This is a genomic window from Streptomyces sp. cg36 (genome assembly GCF_041080675.1).
GTDB lineage: Bacteria > Actinomycetota > Actinomycetes > Streptomycetales > Streptomycetaceae > Streptomyces.
Genome location: NZ_CP163520.1, coordinates 335,838 through 349,944 on the forward strand (window position 1 = coordinate 335,838; position 14,107 = coordinate 349,944).

Genomic DNA, 14,107 nt, shown 5'->3' on the forward strand with positions numbered 1-14,107 from the left:
GAAAAGCCGGGACGCCCGACAGAGTGCCTGACGATGCGATGCGGTCCTGCGTTCGTGCCCGGCTGCGCAGCCGGGCACGAACGTACCTTCACCAGCACGGCCGCACAATAGGTCTAGGCCAATTTATGAGGCCGCTCACGACTCCCCCAAGTGGCTGCGGATTCAGGCCAGTTGGCACTACCCTGCGTGCTGGTTCGGCTACCAACCGGAGGGGTGTCGTGGACCAGTTCGGGAGCGCGGGACAACCGGATCGCACCGTGGACCAGCCGGTCCCGGTGGACATCGACGGTCACACCGTCTACATGGTCGTACGCGAGCTGCACGACACGTACGGCGAGGAACAGGAGATTTCCGGCCGTGTCCACCGGCGTCTCGACGAGGCGCTCGCAGGGCTCACGAGCACGGCACGCGCGGTCGTGAGCCGGCTTCGGCAGACCGAAGCCTCGCGCGTCAAGGTGCAGTTCGGCTGTGAGTTCGCGCTCGAATCGGGCTCCGTCGTCGCCGTGGTCGGCAAGGCCCGTACGTCGTCCGCCTTCACCGTGGAGCTGGAATGGGAACAGCCGCCCCCGCGCTGAGCCCGGCCGGTCCGAACGGGTGGGAAGCCCTGCTCAAGACCAGGACCCTGCGCCTGACCACCCCCTCCAAAACCGTGGGCACCGGGTTCGTCGTCGCCCCCGGCCTGGTGGCGACCTGCGCGCACGTCCTCGGCGCGGCGACCTCGCTCCCGGCTGCCGTGCGCGGCCATGTGGTCGCCCTCGGCCGGGAGTTCACCCTGGAGCCCGTGCGCGACTCGTACGTGCTGGACCGGGACAGCGGCCTGGACCTCGTCCTGCTGCGCGTCACCGAGTCGCCCCCGGGCCTCGGGGCGGCGCTGGAACCGGTCCTCACCTCACCCGTGACGGAGATCAACGACGAGCTGTGGACGTACGGCCACCCGGTCGGCGGCTTCAACTCCGGGCAGTCGACGACCCTGCGCTGCGTGGGCACCGACCGCCGCAGTGACCTGCCCGGCGCGCCGTGGCTGCCGCACGTGGTGGGGCGCGCGAAGGCGGGGTGCAGCGGCAGCGCCGTCATCAACACCCGTACCGGAGCCGTGTGCGGCATGCTCAGCACCTCCGACCGGCACGAGAGCGCACACCTGGTGCCGGTGGCGGAGATCCTCGCGCGGTGCCCGCAAGGCGCCGAAGAGGCCGCGTTGCACGGCCCGTGGCCCCTGGCGCTCACCGAGGACCAGCTGGCCGCCGCCGACTGGCGCATCCCGAGCCCCCTGCTCCTCGACTACCTCGACACCGCCGCGGACGTGGCCGACCGGGCCCACCCGTATCCGGTGATCGACGGCCGCACACCGTCGTCCCTGTCGATCGTGTACGTACGGCAGTTCGCGGGCCGGACCGCACCGGCGGAGACGGACGCCGACGCGACGACCGGGGCCGACCCGTCCGGCGACCCGGAGCGCGCAACGGGCGAGGGCTCCCGGCAACACCGGCCCGGCCCCTCCGAACACCAGCGGATCCGCGCCGACGAACTCTTCGGCCTCGGCCAGGACATCCTCCTGGTGGGGGCGCCGGGAGCGGGGAAGTCGAGCCTGCTGCGCCACGCGGTCACCGAGCTGGCCCACCGCTGGCACGCGGAGAAGGACCGGCCCGGTGTGGTGCCGGTCCGCGTGGAGGCGAAGGAGTTCCTCAAGGGTGACACCCCGCTGGCCGTCATCGCCCGGACGGCGACGACGGAAGTGCTCGCCGCGTCCGTGTCCGGCTGGCCGCCCCACTGGTTCGAGCGGGCTCCGGTACGCGGGGCGCGTTGGCTGGTCCTCGTCGACGGACTCGACGAAGCGGGTGGCCCCCAGGAGCGCTCACGGGTGCTGGAGAAGATCGCCGACCTGCGCAGGAATCCCGCGGTGGGCGACCACTACCGCTTCCTCGTCGCGACACGCCCCCTGCCCACCCGCGAACAGCCGCCCAGAATGCGCCGGTTCGACCTCCTGCCGCTGGATCCCCGGCAGTTGCCCGACTTCGCGAGCAGCTGGTTCGCGGCACTGGAGCTCACGGACCTCGACCGTTGCGTACGGCGCTTCATGGGTCGGCTCGCCTCCTCCGGCATGGCGGAACCGGCCAGGACACCGCTGATGGCCGCCATGCTGTGCCAGTTGTTCGCGGTGGACCAGGACAAACCCCTGCCGCGCGGACGCACGGCCGTCTACCGGCGGTTCGTGGGCGAGATCCTGGGCGGCCAGAGGTGGAGCCGCAGCAAGGCACTCCCGCCGGAGCTCCACAAGGCGGCCGTCCGAAGCCACGGTTCCACGGGACCGGCGGCGCTGGAAGCCGTACGGAACGAACTGCGCGGGCTGCACGAGGTCCTGCGGATGGTGGCCAGACGCCCGCGCGGGGCCACACTCATCTCCACGCTCATCGACGACGGTGCCGAAATCGACGAGCCGGCCCGGCGGTCGGCGACGACGGTGCTGCACTCGGCGGCTCGGAACGGGGACCACAACGCCGCCATCGCCCTGGCCCGTACCGGGGATCCGCGAGGCGCGGCCCTCCTGCTCCGGGCCGCCACGGCCCAGGACTCAGCGGCCGACACGCAGCTCGACGCCGTCTGCGCGCTGGCCGACCTCGGCGACCCCCGAGGCACCGACCTGCTGCGCGAGCGGACGGCGGACGCCGGCGACCCGGGCTGCGTCCGCGCGGCCGAGGAACTCATCCGCCGTACCGGCCTCGACGGCGAGGTACTGGTCCGACTGGCACGCGACCGGTCGGCTCCGCCGGCGACACGGAAGAACGCCGTCCGCGCTCTGGACAGACTGGGGCTGCCCGGCGGGACGGAGGCACTCAAGGCACGCCTGACCGACACCCGCGAAACGGCCGAGGCACGCCTGGCCGCGGCGCGGGAGCTCATCGTGTCCGAGATCCCCGGCGTCGCGGGACCGCTGGCGGACCTGGTGCGTGCGGACCTCCCCGACGGGCAGCGGCACGAGGCACTGCAGTTGCTGACCACAGCGGGGCGCAGTCGCAAGGAGGCAGCGCACGTCAGTCGGCTGCTGGAGGACCTCGCCGCTGATCACGGGCTGCCCTCGGAACTGCGATTCGCGGTCGTCCAGTCTCTGGCGCGCCCCAAGTACCGCTCGCTCGTCCACCGCGCTGTCGTCGAGGACCAGAAGGCGCCCGGCGCACTGCGCCTGAAGGCCCTCAAAGAGTTGCCCGACCTGATCGACGACCACGACATGGACATCCTGCTGCCCGTGCTGGCCGACCCCGCGGCGACCCTGGCGGACCGGAGCACCGCGGCGCGCCTGCTCCCGCCCGGGGCACTCCGCCACGGAGCGGTCCAACTGGCCCTGGCCGCCCTGCTCAAGGCCCACGCTCTGCCTCACGAGGACCGTCTCGCCCTGGTCTCGCACCTGGCGCCCGAGCACCAGCAACCGCGCGCCCAGCAGGGACCCGCCGACGCCGCCAAGGACGCGTCGTGGTGGTACGACACCGTCTGCGAGCTGGTGCGCGATGCCGCGCTGCCGGACCCGCAACGCCGACGTCTGATGGAAGAGCTGAAGAGCCGCGGTGGAGGCGGTCGCCTGGCCGAACTGGCACTGTCGGCAGGTCTTCCCGGCGTACTGCGCCTGGTCGCCGCCCGTGAGGCGATCGAGGCCGCCACGCGCGACCGGGCGGGTACGCAGGACCGTCCCTGGTCGGCGCGGGATGCCGCGCTCCGGGTGAGCCGCCGTCTCGCGTCGACGGCGGTCTTCGTCTGGGACACCGCGGCACCAGTCGCACGCAAGGTGCCCTCGGCCCTGTCCGCCGTCAAGAACGCGATCCGTCAGGTCCTGGGCCTGTTCCTGCGCCTGCCCTTCCTCGCCCTGCTGGCGGGGCTGCCGTTCATGATCGCGGTGGTCGCCAACGCATACGCCGCGGCATGCGTCGCCGAAACACCGCCCGCCGACTGGAAGCTGAGGGTCTACTTCGCGGTCGCCGCCGTGGTGATCACTGCCCTGTACCTCGGTGCGTCCGAACTCGCCGAGACCGCCCCCCGCGCCCGCCGGATGCTGCTGTGGGGGCTGGCCGCCGGGGCCGCCCTGGGGCTGCTCCGCGCGCCGGGCGTCCCGGCACTCAACGCGATGGGCGACTATCTGGTGGGCGTGGTTCCCTGGGACGGGCACCTCCGCGACTGACGGCGCCGATGCGCCGCGCCCGTCCACCACGCTCCTGAGCAGCCGAAACGGCCCGTCGCCTCACCCGACGGGCCGTCATGGAAGTACTGGGCTAGGGCTGGAACCAGGTCTGTTCCGCTCCGCCGGTGCACTGCCACTGGATCACCGGGGCGCCGGAAACCTTGCTGCTGGCGCCGACCGCCGCGCACAGACCGTTGAGGTTCTCCAGCATCCATCCGCCCTGGGGGCGGTTCTCGACCAGCTTCCACCAGTGGTCGTTCCAGTCACCACACGGCCACTGCATCAGCTGGGTGTTCCAGGCGGTGGTGCCTCCCGGCACGGCCAGGCACATGGGGGTGCCCCGCACGGCCGTGGCGTTGGAGTTGACGACGTGGTAGTAGGTGGCGCCGTTGACCACCTTGCTCGGCAGTTGGTTGAGCGACCAGTACTGCTCCGTTGCCCCGTAGGCGCAGTCCCACTGGATCACAGCGGCCCCGTTGTTGGCGCTCGCGGCTCCGACGGCCATGCACTTGTCGCTGTTCGCGTTCTTGAGGAAGTAGTACGTGCCGGTGGCGGAGGCGGTCGATGCCCCCGCGCCGAGGATCAGCGCGGGTATACAGAGGCAGAACGCGATGATTTTCGCGCGGGCCTTGCGAAGCTTGAGCATGCTTGCTGTCTCCTGACTTCGAACGTCATGGCCCCACAGAGGGGCGCGTCAGAGCGGTGGACCGTCACAGACGGGGCATACGTCCGGCTCCCCAGGGCGGAGGCCGGTTCTCCGGCCTCCGCCCTAAGCAGCACGGGCTTCCGATCAGGTGATGAGCCAACTGTCGTGGTTGGCGGCAGCGTACAGACTGTCGGCGTAGCCCGAACCGTAGCTGTACGTGGTGCCGAAGGAGTCCCGTACGTACACTGTGTGCCCGGTGTTGTTGACGATCGAGGCGGCGTTGTTGAGTACGCTCTGCCCCGCACCGGAGCCGTTCCCCCAGTGGCCGAACTTGTAGTACGCCAGGTTGAAGGATTGGCCGGGAGACCAGTTCTCGAACGAACCCCAGCCGAGATTGGGCGAGTTGTAGTAGAGGCACACCGAGTTGCTCGGGCATGCCTCCACACCGCCCGGCGCGGCGTACGCCCCGCTCGTCGCCAGGCCCATCGCACCGAGCGTCAACACCCCCACGGTCGTGACGGTGGCCGCACGACGTCCCATCCTGATACGCATCGCGTTCCCTCCCCGATAGTTCGCGGTTGCACGGCGAGCCGGGATCCCGGCTCCCTTGAGTGCGGCGCAGGCCGACGAGGAGCTCCGGCCGTGGGCCTGCGCGGCCGACCATCCCCACCGGGCCGGTGAGCCCGGTCCGTCGGCCCTACTGAACGGCCGAGGCCGAACCCGGCTGGGCCAGGAGGAGGCCGTACTCGATGGCCGTGGCGTCCGGAGTCACCGCTCCGGCCTGGACGTTGACCGTCGTCGGCGCGGGCGTCTCGGCGTGGGCGTGGACGCCGGGTATGAAGGTGACGGCCCCCGCCAGAACGGTGGTGGCGATGGCCTTGACTGCTCCGCCGGTCATATCAGGCATGACGAACCCTCCCGTAGTCGGCCGCCGAGTCCCCACGGCTCGGACGGACAAGTAGACGATCGACCTTCCACGCCCCGGCGGCTAGGCTTTTGCGCCAGAACGCAAAGGCTCCACGACCAGCACCGTCTCCACGAACAGCGCGCCCAGGGAACCCACCCGGAGATGACGAGTTGATACGGATCCGTCTGAGCCGCGACGAGCTCGAACGCGTACGGGTCGCCGATACGCCGGACTTCGGTTACGAGCTCGCCCTGGGCGGCGCCCATCTGACCGAACGGAACCCCGTCCGCCGGCTGTCGGCGTGGCGGTACGAGGTGGCACACCGCTGGAACCCCGGGCACAGCAGGATCTTCGACCTGTACACCACGATGTACATGCCTGCCTTCTTCCTGGACACGTCCGCCCAGCCCGCACGGAGTCCGTTCGACGTCGCGTCGCCGCCCGCAGTGGCCCATCTGCGAGATCTGGCCCGGTCCAGCGCCCTGACCCCGTTCACCCGCGCGCTCGCCGACGGTCACGAGGGCGCGGCTTCCACCTTGGACCGGATACTCGTCGGCCTCCGCGCCACCGCTCTGTCACCGTACAGCCGGGGCATCACCTCGGCCGTGGCGACCGCAGCCGCCACCGCGCAGGCCCGTGCCGCCATCGGCGGACCGGGCACCTTGCTCAACTCCCTTCACCCGTCGGTGAGTTGGAACGGGCGACACCTCTGCCTGAACACCGTCTACGACGGCGAAGAAGACCTCCAGGGCCGCCCCCTCGTCTTCCAGCCGTCGGTACTGGGCACCAGGATCACCTTCAACCCGCTCATCGACTCGGTGACCGTGAGCTACCCCATAGCCGCGGTGCTGGCCCGCGACCCCGCACTCCACTCCCCCTCGCAGGCCCTCGTGTCACTCCTCGGCACGACCAGGGCCACGGCACTCGTCACCGTCGTCACGACGCCCGCCCTCACCACGGGCCGACTCGCGGCAACCCTCGGCGTCTCCCCCGCCGCCGCGTCACGGCACGCGACGGCGCTGCGCGAGGCCGGACTCATCGCGAGCATCCGCGACGGCCGGGCCGTCCACCACCATCCCACCCGGCTCGCCACCGATCTGGCGCACGGATCCGTCGCCGTGTGACGGACGGATGCCGTCGGCGCGCCGCCCTCTCCGGCCAAGGGCCAGCCCACGCCTGGCGTGTCAGCCGCCGGCCGGATCCAGCTGGAGCCAACCGGTGATCCCGATCTGCTCCAGGAAGTGGTCGTCATGGCTGGCGATGATCAGCGCGCCCCGGTATCCCGAGAGGGCCTGGACGAGCTGGTCGGTGCTGGCCATGTCGAGGTTGTTGGTCGGCTCGTCCAGCAACAGCAGCTGCGGGGCCGGGTCGGCCAGCAGGAGCGCCGCGAGCGTCGCCCGGAACCGTTCCCCGCCGGAGAGCGTGGCGACCGGCTGGTCTGCGCGCCGCGCCCGGAACAGGAACCGGGCGAGCTGCGCGCGGATGCGGTTGGGCACCGCGTGGGGGTTGAGCCCGGCGACGTTGTCGAAGATGGAGCGCGCGCCGTCCAGCAGGTCGAGACGCTGCGGCAGGTAGCGCAGCGGGACGTGTACGGTCGCGCGCCCCTCGACGGGCGGCAGTTCGCCCGCGATGGTGCGCAGCAGCGTGGTCTTGCCGACGCCGTTGCGGCCGGTGAGCGCGATGCGCTCGGGCCCGTGCACGCGCAGGTCGTCGAGGGCGCGGCCGTTGCGCAGGCGCAGGTCTTCCAGCGTGAGGACCGCGCGGTGGGCGGGCACGGCCGTGTCGGGCAGGTCGATGCGGATGGTGTCGTCGTCGCGCAGGCGTTCCTCGGCTGCGGTCAGCCGTTCCTGAGCCTGCGTCAGCCGCTGCTCGTGGACGGCTCGTTGCTTGCCGCGCGAGACCTGTGCCGCGCGCTTCATGGTCCCGGCCGCCGCCTTGTCCAGCCGGTTGTCCGCGAACGCCTGCTTGCCGTAGCGGGCGCTGCGCGCCTGCCGCGTCTGCGCGGCGAGCAGGTCGCGGTGCTGTCCGGCGACGTCCGCGCGGGCCGTGGCGTACGCCTGCTGGGCCGTCTCCTGCTCGGCGGCGACGGTCTCCTCGTACGCCGTCAGGTTGCCGCCGAAGGTGCGGACGGTGCCGTCGCGCAGCTCGGCGATCTGGTCGACGTGGTCGAGGAGTTCGCGGTCGTGGGTCACCACGATCACCGTTCCCCGGTAGTCGGCGAGGGCCTGGCGCAGTCGGGTGCGGGCCTCCCGGTCGAGGTTGTTGGTGGGCTCGTCCAGGAGCAGGACCGCAGGCCGGGCGAGCAGCAGCGCGGCCAGCCGCAGCAGCACGGCCTCGCCGCCGGAGACGTCTCCGACCGTCCGGTCCAGGCCGATGTGGCCCAGGCCGAGGCGGGCGAGGGCGGCGTGGGTGCGCTCCTCCACGTCCCAGTCGTCGCCCAGTGCGGTGAAGTGCCGCTCGGAGACGTCGCCGGACTCGATGGCGTGGAGCGCGGCGCGGGCCTCGGCCACACCGAGGACCACGTCGACGCGCAGGCTCGGGTCGAGGGTCAGGTCCTGGGCCAGGTATCCGGGCTCGTCCGCCACCCGCACGGAGCCCGCGGCCGGGGTGAGCCGGCCCGCGATGAGCTTGAGGAGGGTGGACTTCCCGGTCCCGTTGTTCCCGATGAGGCCGGTACGGCCGTCGCCTGCCGTCCAGGTCAGGTCTTTGAGGACGACTGTTCCGTCGGGCCAGGTGAAGGTGAGCCCGGAGCACAGGACGGGTGCGGGCAGGTGTGTGGTCATGAGTGGGTGTCTCCCATGGGCGTACTGGTGGCGGGGGCCAGCGCGTGGAGACACCGCGCATCCGCCGCGGCTTGCGGATGGCACGAAGAGAGGAAGGCACCGCAGGAAGTCGGGCCGGGCAGCAGAGAGCCGGGCCCGGAGGCGGCTCGCCTCCGAGGTCACACTCGTAGGCACGCGGACGGCGTGCACGGTGTCTCGGACCTCAGCGGCGCACGGGCCTCTCCCAACGGCGGCAACAAGTACTCCTCGACGCTAACGCACGCGGTCGGCGGCTCACAACCACATTTCGCGGCACGTCGGTGTCCGGAACGGGCGTACGGAGGGCAGGCGGACGAGACCGGCCGTGGAAGGTTCGGGGACACGCAACCGGCCGCGGAAGAGCCGGCCGCGAAATCGGCCGCGCAAGGATCGCGCACCCGGCACACCCCGTGGAACGGACGGGCCTACGGGTGCCACCCCACCCCGCGACCGGACGGGGCCGGACCCGGTGCCGTATTTCGCTTTGGGCCGGGCGCCCCGCCCTCGTACGCTGCCCGGCATGACCGAGATCGCCGCGCCGCGCCGCGTGTTCCATGCTCTGGAGTCGTACGAGGGGCCGGACGCCTTCACCGATGTGCTCGAACCCTGGCTGCGGAGCGAGGGAGCCGGGTTGCGCGAACGCCTCGCGCCGCTGGCGGTGTACGGGGCGTGGCGGCGCGAGACGTATGAGTTCGGCGATCTGCTGGAGCTGGCCTACGCGCTGATGCGGGTCAACGACGTACTGCTGCTGGGCCTTCAGCCGGAGCTGCCGCCGGACGCCGACGCACCCACCAAGCACTTCCTGCACCTGCGGCAGGAGTGGCCGCGCGTCACGCTCGAACAGTATCTGGCGCTGTTCACCTCGCTCGGCATGACTCCGGTCGGGGAGGGTGGTTTCGATCCCCTCTGGCACGAGATCGCGAGCGTGGAGCAGGCGGCGGACCCGGACACTCCGATCACCGTGACCGGGACCGTGTGGCCGGGCCTGGCCTTCGGCGAGCTGGTGTTCAGCCGGGCGGGTGTCCGGGTCCGGGCCGGGAGCCGGCACGCGGAGGCCGGGGTGGCGGACCGGACCCCGGTGCACTCCGTCTTCATCCGGCGCCACCGGGACGCGGTCGACGGCTCCGAGTTCTGGGGGTCGAACTCGCAGTGGAAGACGGACTTCCGCCGGGACTACCGCACCGCCACCGCCGACCACTTCAACGTCGACGGCACGACGGACATCGACGGACCCGACGAGGAGCCGCACATGACTCCGCGGGAGCGGCGTGATCTGCTGCGCCACCGCTGCCTGGTCCGCCCGCCCGCCGATCCCGCCGTGCACCCCCACGTCGAGCCGGGCGACTGGCGGCTGACGGTCCCCCGGGCCCGGGGCGACAGGCCCTAACGCCGCAGCGCCAGAGCGTCGCCCGCGTACTGCGCGCTGTCGCCCAACTGCTCCTCGATGCGGATGAGTTGGTTGTACTTGGCGGTGCGGTCCGAGCGGGAGAGCGAGCCGGTCTTGATCTGGCCGCAGCCCGTGGCCACCGCCAGGTCCGCGATCGTCGTGTCCTCCGTCTCGCCCGAGCGGTGGGACATGACGACGGTGTAGCCCGCCCGGTGGGCGGCGTCGACGGTGGCCAGGGACTCCGTGAGGGTGCCGATCTGGTTGACCTTGACCAGGACCGAGTTGGCGACGCCGGAGCGGATGCCTTCGCGCAGGAGGGTCTCGTTCGTGCAGAACACGTCGTCACCGGTGAGCTGGCAGCGTGCGCCGACCCGCGCGGTGAGCTCGCGCCACCCCGTCAGGTCGTCCTCGGCCATCGGGTCCTCGATCGACACGACGGGGTAGGCGTCGATCAACTTCACCAGGTAGTCGGCGTGTTCGGAGGGTGTGCGCCGGATGCCTTCGCCGGTGTAGTCGTACACGCCGTCGCGGAAGAACTCGGAGGACGCCGGGTCCATGACCAGGCCGATGTCCGTGCCCGGCCGGTAGCCGGTGCGTTCGACGGCGGCCACCACGAAGTCGAGGGCCTCCTCGGCGGTGCGCAGGGCGGGCGCGAAGCCGCCCTCGTCGCCCACGCCCGTGGAGTGCCCGGCGGCCAGCAGGTCGCGGCGCAGGGTGTGGAAGACCTCCGAGCCCATCCGTACGGCCTCGGCGAAGGTCCGCGCGCCGATCGGGGCGATCATGAACTCCTGGAAGTCCAGCGGATTGTCGGCGTGCGCACCCCCGTTGACGATGTTCATCATCGGTACGGGCAGCAGCCGGGCGCCGGAGCCGCCGACGTACCGGTAGAGCGGCAGCCGGTGGGCGGCGGCTGCGGCCTTGGCGGTGGCCAGCGAGATTCCGAGGATGGCGTTGGCGCCCAGCCGGGACTTGGCGGGGGTGCCGTCCGCGGCGATGAGAGCGGCGTCGAGGCCGGTCTGGTCCTCGGCCTCGCGGCCGACGGCAACGGCCGCGAGCTCCGTGTTCACGTTGCGTACTGCCTGGTCGACGCCCTTGCCGTGCCAGCGGGCCGGGTCGCCGTCGCGGAGCTCGACGGCTTCGCGGGCGCCGGTCGACGCGCCGGAGGGGACGGCGGCCCTGCCGAGGGATCCGTCCGCGAGCTCGACGTCCACTTCGACCGTGGGGTTGCCCCTGCTGTCGAGGACACGGCGGCCGGTGACGGAGGTGATGGCGGTCATGGGAGTCCTTCCCTTGTCGCATGCGTGCCGGGGTCGGCTGCGGCGACGGTGACGCTCACCCGGCGGACCAGACTCTACAGCAATGCTGCACAGTCATGCTGTTTAGTTTTGCTGCGCAGTCTTGCTGTACAGTTCTGCTGTGCAGCCGCGCTGCGTTAAAGTTCGGTATGCCCCTTCCGGAATCCGCCGCCGTCGCGACCGAACTGCGCACCGCGCTGGGAAAGCTCACGCGGCGCGTGAAGCTCGAGGACCAGATGCCGCTCGGTCAGGCGTCCGTGCTCGGCGCGCTCGACCGCAGCGGTGCGATGACGACCAGCGAGCTGGCGGCCGATCAGCGGGTGCGCCCACAGTCCATGGCCCGAGCCGTGGGGCTGCTCATGGAGCAGGGCCTGATCACGCGCCGCGCCCATCCCACGGACGGCCGCAAGAGCCTGGTCGAACTCTCCGCCGCCGGCCAGGCCCTCCTGGAACAGGAGCGGGGCCGCCGGGCGGACTGGCTGGCACGGGCCATCGAGGCGGAGCTGACGGCGGAGGAGCGGGAGTTGCTGGCGCGGGGAATCGCCCTGGTGGAACGACTCGCGGCGCACTGACACCCACCCGCGACGACGGGCACCCGTCGTGGTGCGGCCCTATCGGTGCAGGTGGGCCAGGGTGTCATCACTCACCGAGCAGGGGCGTTCGAGCGGCAGGAGCCGCCGGGCGAATGACCTCGCCAGCGGTCGCTCCGTCGCCATTGGACAAGGGCTCAAGGCGTGGTCCACCCACTGACCGTGCGTTCCAGGCCAACCAACTTGCCCCGGATGTCAGCGGCGCCGTCCGTTTACCCGGAATAGATCAAGTGACCCCATGGCGTTCATGAGCGGGACATGCCAGGCAGTGCCCTAGATGCAACCCCTTGACCAGGCATGATCCATCAGCACATGCCCCCGCATCCGGCAGAGCCCGTCCGGGCTTCAGCGCACCCCCAGGATCCGGGCCCTCGAAAAGTCCCAGCCAGGCCCTGTCCGCGACAGGGGGAATCAAGAGCGGCTCTGTAGCGGCCCCATCTGCCCCGGCAAACCTGAGCCCGTACCGGAAACGATCACCGCGGGACGCCGCCCAGAGCCACCGGCCGCGTGCCCGCGGAGGACAACCCCCCACGTTTTCAGGAAGGTTGCTCATGACATACAGCGTGCTGCGGCCGTCGAGGGAGGCACCCGAGCGGGACACGGGGCCCGCTTCCCGCCCGTCCCGGCTGCCCTCGCTGACCGGACTGCGTTTCCCCGCCGCGCTCCTGGTCTTCGTCAACCACGCCGGACTGACCGTCCCCCAAGTACGTCTGCTCGCGGACGACAAGCTGGCCGTGGCCCTCAACAGAGCCACGCAGAACACCGGCGCACTGGGCGTCACCTTCTTCTTCGTGCTCAGTGGCTTCGTACTCGCCTGGTCCGCCCGCCCCAGTGACACCACACGGGCGTTCTGGCGCCGCCGGTTCGCCAAGATCTACCCGAACTACGTCATCACCTGGGCCCTGGCCATGGTCCTCTTCGCCTCCGCCCACACCCCGACCCGAGTGGCACTCGCCAACCTCTTCATGGTCCATGTGTGGGTGCCGGACCTCCAGTACCTGCTGAGCGTCAACCTCGCGAGCTGGTCACTCGGGTGCGAGCTCGTCTTCTACGCCTCGTTCCCGCTGCTCAACCGCCTGTTCCTGCGGATCGATCCAGCACGGCTCAAGTACTGGATCGGCGGGGTGACCGCGGCGATCGTCCTCACCCCCCTGTTCACCTACCAGGTGCTGCCCAACACACCCGCGATCCCGGTCAACGGCTCGGAGGGCGGTGCCTCGGTGAAGCAGCTGTGGTTCGCCTACAACTTCCCGCCGGTGCGGCTGCTCGACTTCGCGCTCGGCATGCTGGTGGCCCAGGCGGTGCTCAACGGACGCTGGCGGAACATCGGCCTCGCCTGGTCGAGCCTGCTCCTGGCGGGCGGTTACTGGCTCGGCCAGCACTCCGACGTGCTCTACGCCCAGCGCTCCACCTCGATCGTCCCGATCGTGCTCCTGATCGCCGCCGCCGCGACCGCCGACGCGGAGGGCCGGTTCACCCCCTTCCGCAACCGGACGATGGTCTGGCTCGGCGAAATATCCTTCGCGTTCTACCTCCTGCACTCCGTCGTACTCATCCACGGCCGCAAACTCCTGGGCCACGACCTCTACTCCACCCCCGTGGCCTTCGGGTTGCTGACCCTCCTGCTCGCGGTGACCGTCCTCACCTCCTGGGCCCTGTACGCGCTGGTCGAGCGCCCCTGCACTCGCCGCTGGTCCACATCCCGACGAGCCAGGGCCGCGGCTGCCTGAGCCGAACCGGATCCGGGCGCCCCGCCGATCGGCGGGGCTGCCCCGACGGACAACGCCCACCCCCGCCCCGCGTGGATCCATCGCGGGGCGGGGGTGCCGACCACAAGGCGTGATCAGGAGACGCGCTTGAGGGTCCAGGCATTGTTGTTGAAGCCGGAGTTCGGGAAGGCGACGCAGGAGCTGCTGTAGTACGAGCTGGTCTGGACCCAGCCGGCCGGGTAGTAGGCGGATCCGCACGCCTGGACGACGGTGCCTATGGGCAGTCCGGTGAGCTGCTTGATCTGCTTGATGTTCGGCGAGAAGTTCTGGCCGCCGCAGGTGTTGCTGTAGCCCCAGCTGACGTCGACGTAACCGGCCGGGGTGGCGGTGTTGGCGCAGGTCGTCGTCACATCGCCGGGAGCGGCCTGGGCGGGCGCGGAGTTCAGGGCGAACAGCGCGGCGGCACCGGCGAGGGCGAGGGTGGCGGTACGCAAGCGGGACATGGTGGGCTCCTGGGGTCCGAAATCGGCCAACGTCGAATGACATCCCGTTTTTACGGCCCGAACTACCCACCAGACCAGCCGGTTTCCGGCCTGACAAGATCACG

The 14,107-nt window shown here is 71.0% G+C and carries 12 protein-coding genes; 6 read left to right on the plus strand and 6 right to left on the minus strand.

What is annotated here, in order from left to right:
- Positions 1-257 precede the first annotated feature (257 nt).
- Together AB5J87_RS01560 and AB5J87_RS01565 are read left to right on the plus strand one after the other, a co-directional pair.
- Positions 258-575, plus strand: coding sequence for a CU044_2847 family protein (locus AB5J87_RS01560; RefSeq protein ID WP_369373017.1), 318 nt, complete (start codon positions 258-260; stop codon positions 573-575).
- Positions 551-4,165 (plus strand): trypsin-like peptidase domain-containing protein, encoded by a 3,615-nt coding sequence (locus tag AB5J87_RS01565; protein WP_369373019.1) that lies wholly within the window; start codon positions 551-553, stop codon positions 4,163-4,165. The genes AB5J87_RS01560 and AB5J87_RS01565 overlap by 25 nt, the downstream gene beginning before the upstream one ends.
- Before the next feature lie 91 nt (positions 4,166-4,256).
- Here the strand turns inward: AB5J87_RS01565 and AB5J87_RS01570 are convergent, their stop codons facing one another.
- The 3 genes from AB5J87_RS01570 to AB5J87_RS01580 all read right to left on the minus strand — a co-directional run bounded on the left by AB5J87_RS01570 (position 4,257) and on the right by AB5J87_RS01580 (position 5,718).
- Positions 4,257-4,811, minus strand: a complete 555-nt coding sequence (locus tag AB5J87_RS01570; RefSeq protein WP_369373021.1) for an RICIN domain-containing protein — start codon at positions 4,809-4,811, stop codon at positions 4,257-4,259.
- Between the two features lie 144 nt (positions 4,812-4,955).
- Positions 4,956-5,321 (minus strand): peptidase inhibitor family I36 protein, encoded by a 366-nt coding sequence (locus AB5J87_RS01575; protein WP_369373023.1) that lies wholly within the window; start codon positions 5,319-5,321, stop codon positions 4,956-4,958.
- Between the two features lie 187 nt (positions 5,322-5,508).
- Complete coding sequence (locus AB5J87_RS01580; RefSeq protein WP_369373025.1) at positions 5,509-5,718, minus strand: hypothetical protein; 210 nt, start codon at positions 5,716-5,718, stop codon at positions 5,509-5,511.
- Between the two features lie 170 nt (positions 5,719-5,888).
- On the opposite strand from AB5J87_RS01580, the gene AB5J87_RS01585 reads away from it, so the two are divergent.
- A complete protein-coding gene (locus AB5J87_RS01585; protein ID WP_369373027.1) occupies positions 5,889-6,842 on the plus strand; it encodes an ArsR/SmtB family transcription factor in 954 nt (317 codons plus the stop codon).
- 60 nt (positions 6,843-6,902) lie between these two features.
- Here the strand turns inward: AB5J87_RS01585 and AB5J87_RS01590 are convergent, their stop codons facing one another.
- The gene (locus AB5J87_RS01590; protein ID WP_369373029.1) at positions 6,903-8,501 is read right to left on the minus strand and encodes an ABC-F family ATP-binding cassette domain-containing protein; all 1,599 of its coding nucleotides are present in this window, start codon (positions 8,499-8,501) and stop codon (positions 6,903-6,905) included.
- A 538-nt stretch (positions 8,502-9,039) separates the two neighbouring features.
- Between AB5J87_RS01590 and AB5J87_RS01595 the strand changes: the two genes are divergently transcribed.
- Positions 9,040-9,906 (plus strand): hypothetical protein, encoded by an 867-nt coding sequence (locus tag AB5J87_RS01595; protein WP_369373031.1) that lies wholly within the window; start codon positions 9,040-9,042, stop codon positions 9,904-9,906.
- Here the strand turns inward: AB5J87_RS01595 and eno are convergent.
- Positions 9,903-11,183: a phosphopyruvate hydratase gene (gene eno, locus AB5J87_RS01600; protein ID WP_369373033.1), complete on the minus strand. Its 1,281-nt coding sequence runs from the start codon at positions 11,181-11,183 to the stop codon at positions 9,903-9,905. The two genes, AB5J87_RS01595 and eno, sit on opposite strands and share 4 nt — an antisense overlap.
- Before the next feature lie 167 nt (positions 11,184-11,350).
- On the opposite strand from eno, the gene AB5J87_RS01605 reads away from it, so the two are divergent.
- The gene (locus AB5J87_RS01605) at positions 11,351-11,773 is read left to right on the plus strand and encodes a MarR family winged helix-turn-helix transcriptional regulator (RefSeq protein ID WP_369373035.1); all 423 of its coding nucleotides are present in this window, start codon (positions 11,351-11,353) and stop codon (positions 11,771-11,773) included.
- Between the two features lie 569 nt (positions 11,774-12,342).
- Entirely contained in the window at positions 12,343-13,521 is a 1,179-nt protein-coding gene (locus AB5J87_RS01610; protein WP_369373037.1) for an acyltransferase family protein, read from the plus strand.
- A gap of 113 nt (positions 13,522-13,634) precedes the next feature.
- Here the strand turns inward: AB5J87_RS01610 and AB5J87_RS01615 are convergent, their stop codons facing one another.
- Positions 13,635-14,003 carry a hypothetical protein gene (locus AB5J87_RS01615; protein WP_369373039.1) on the minus strand — a complete coding sequence of 123 codons (369 nt, stop codon included), beginning with the start codon at positions 14,001-14,003 and terminating at the stop codon, positions 13,635-13,637.
- Positions 14,004-14,107: the final 104 nt, after the last annotated feature.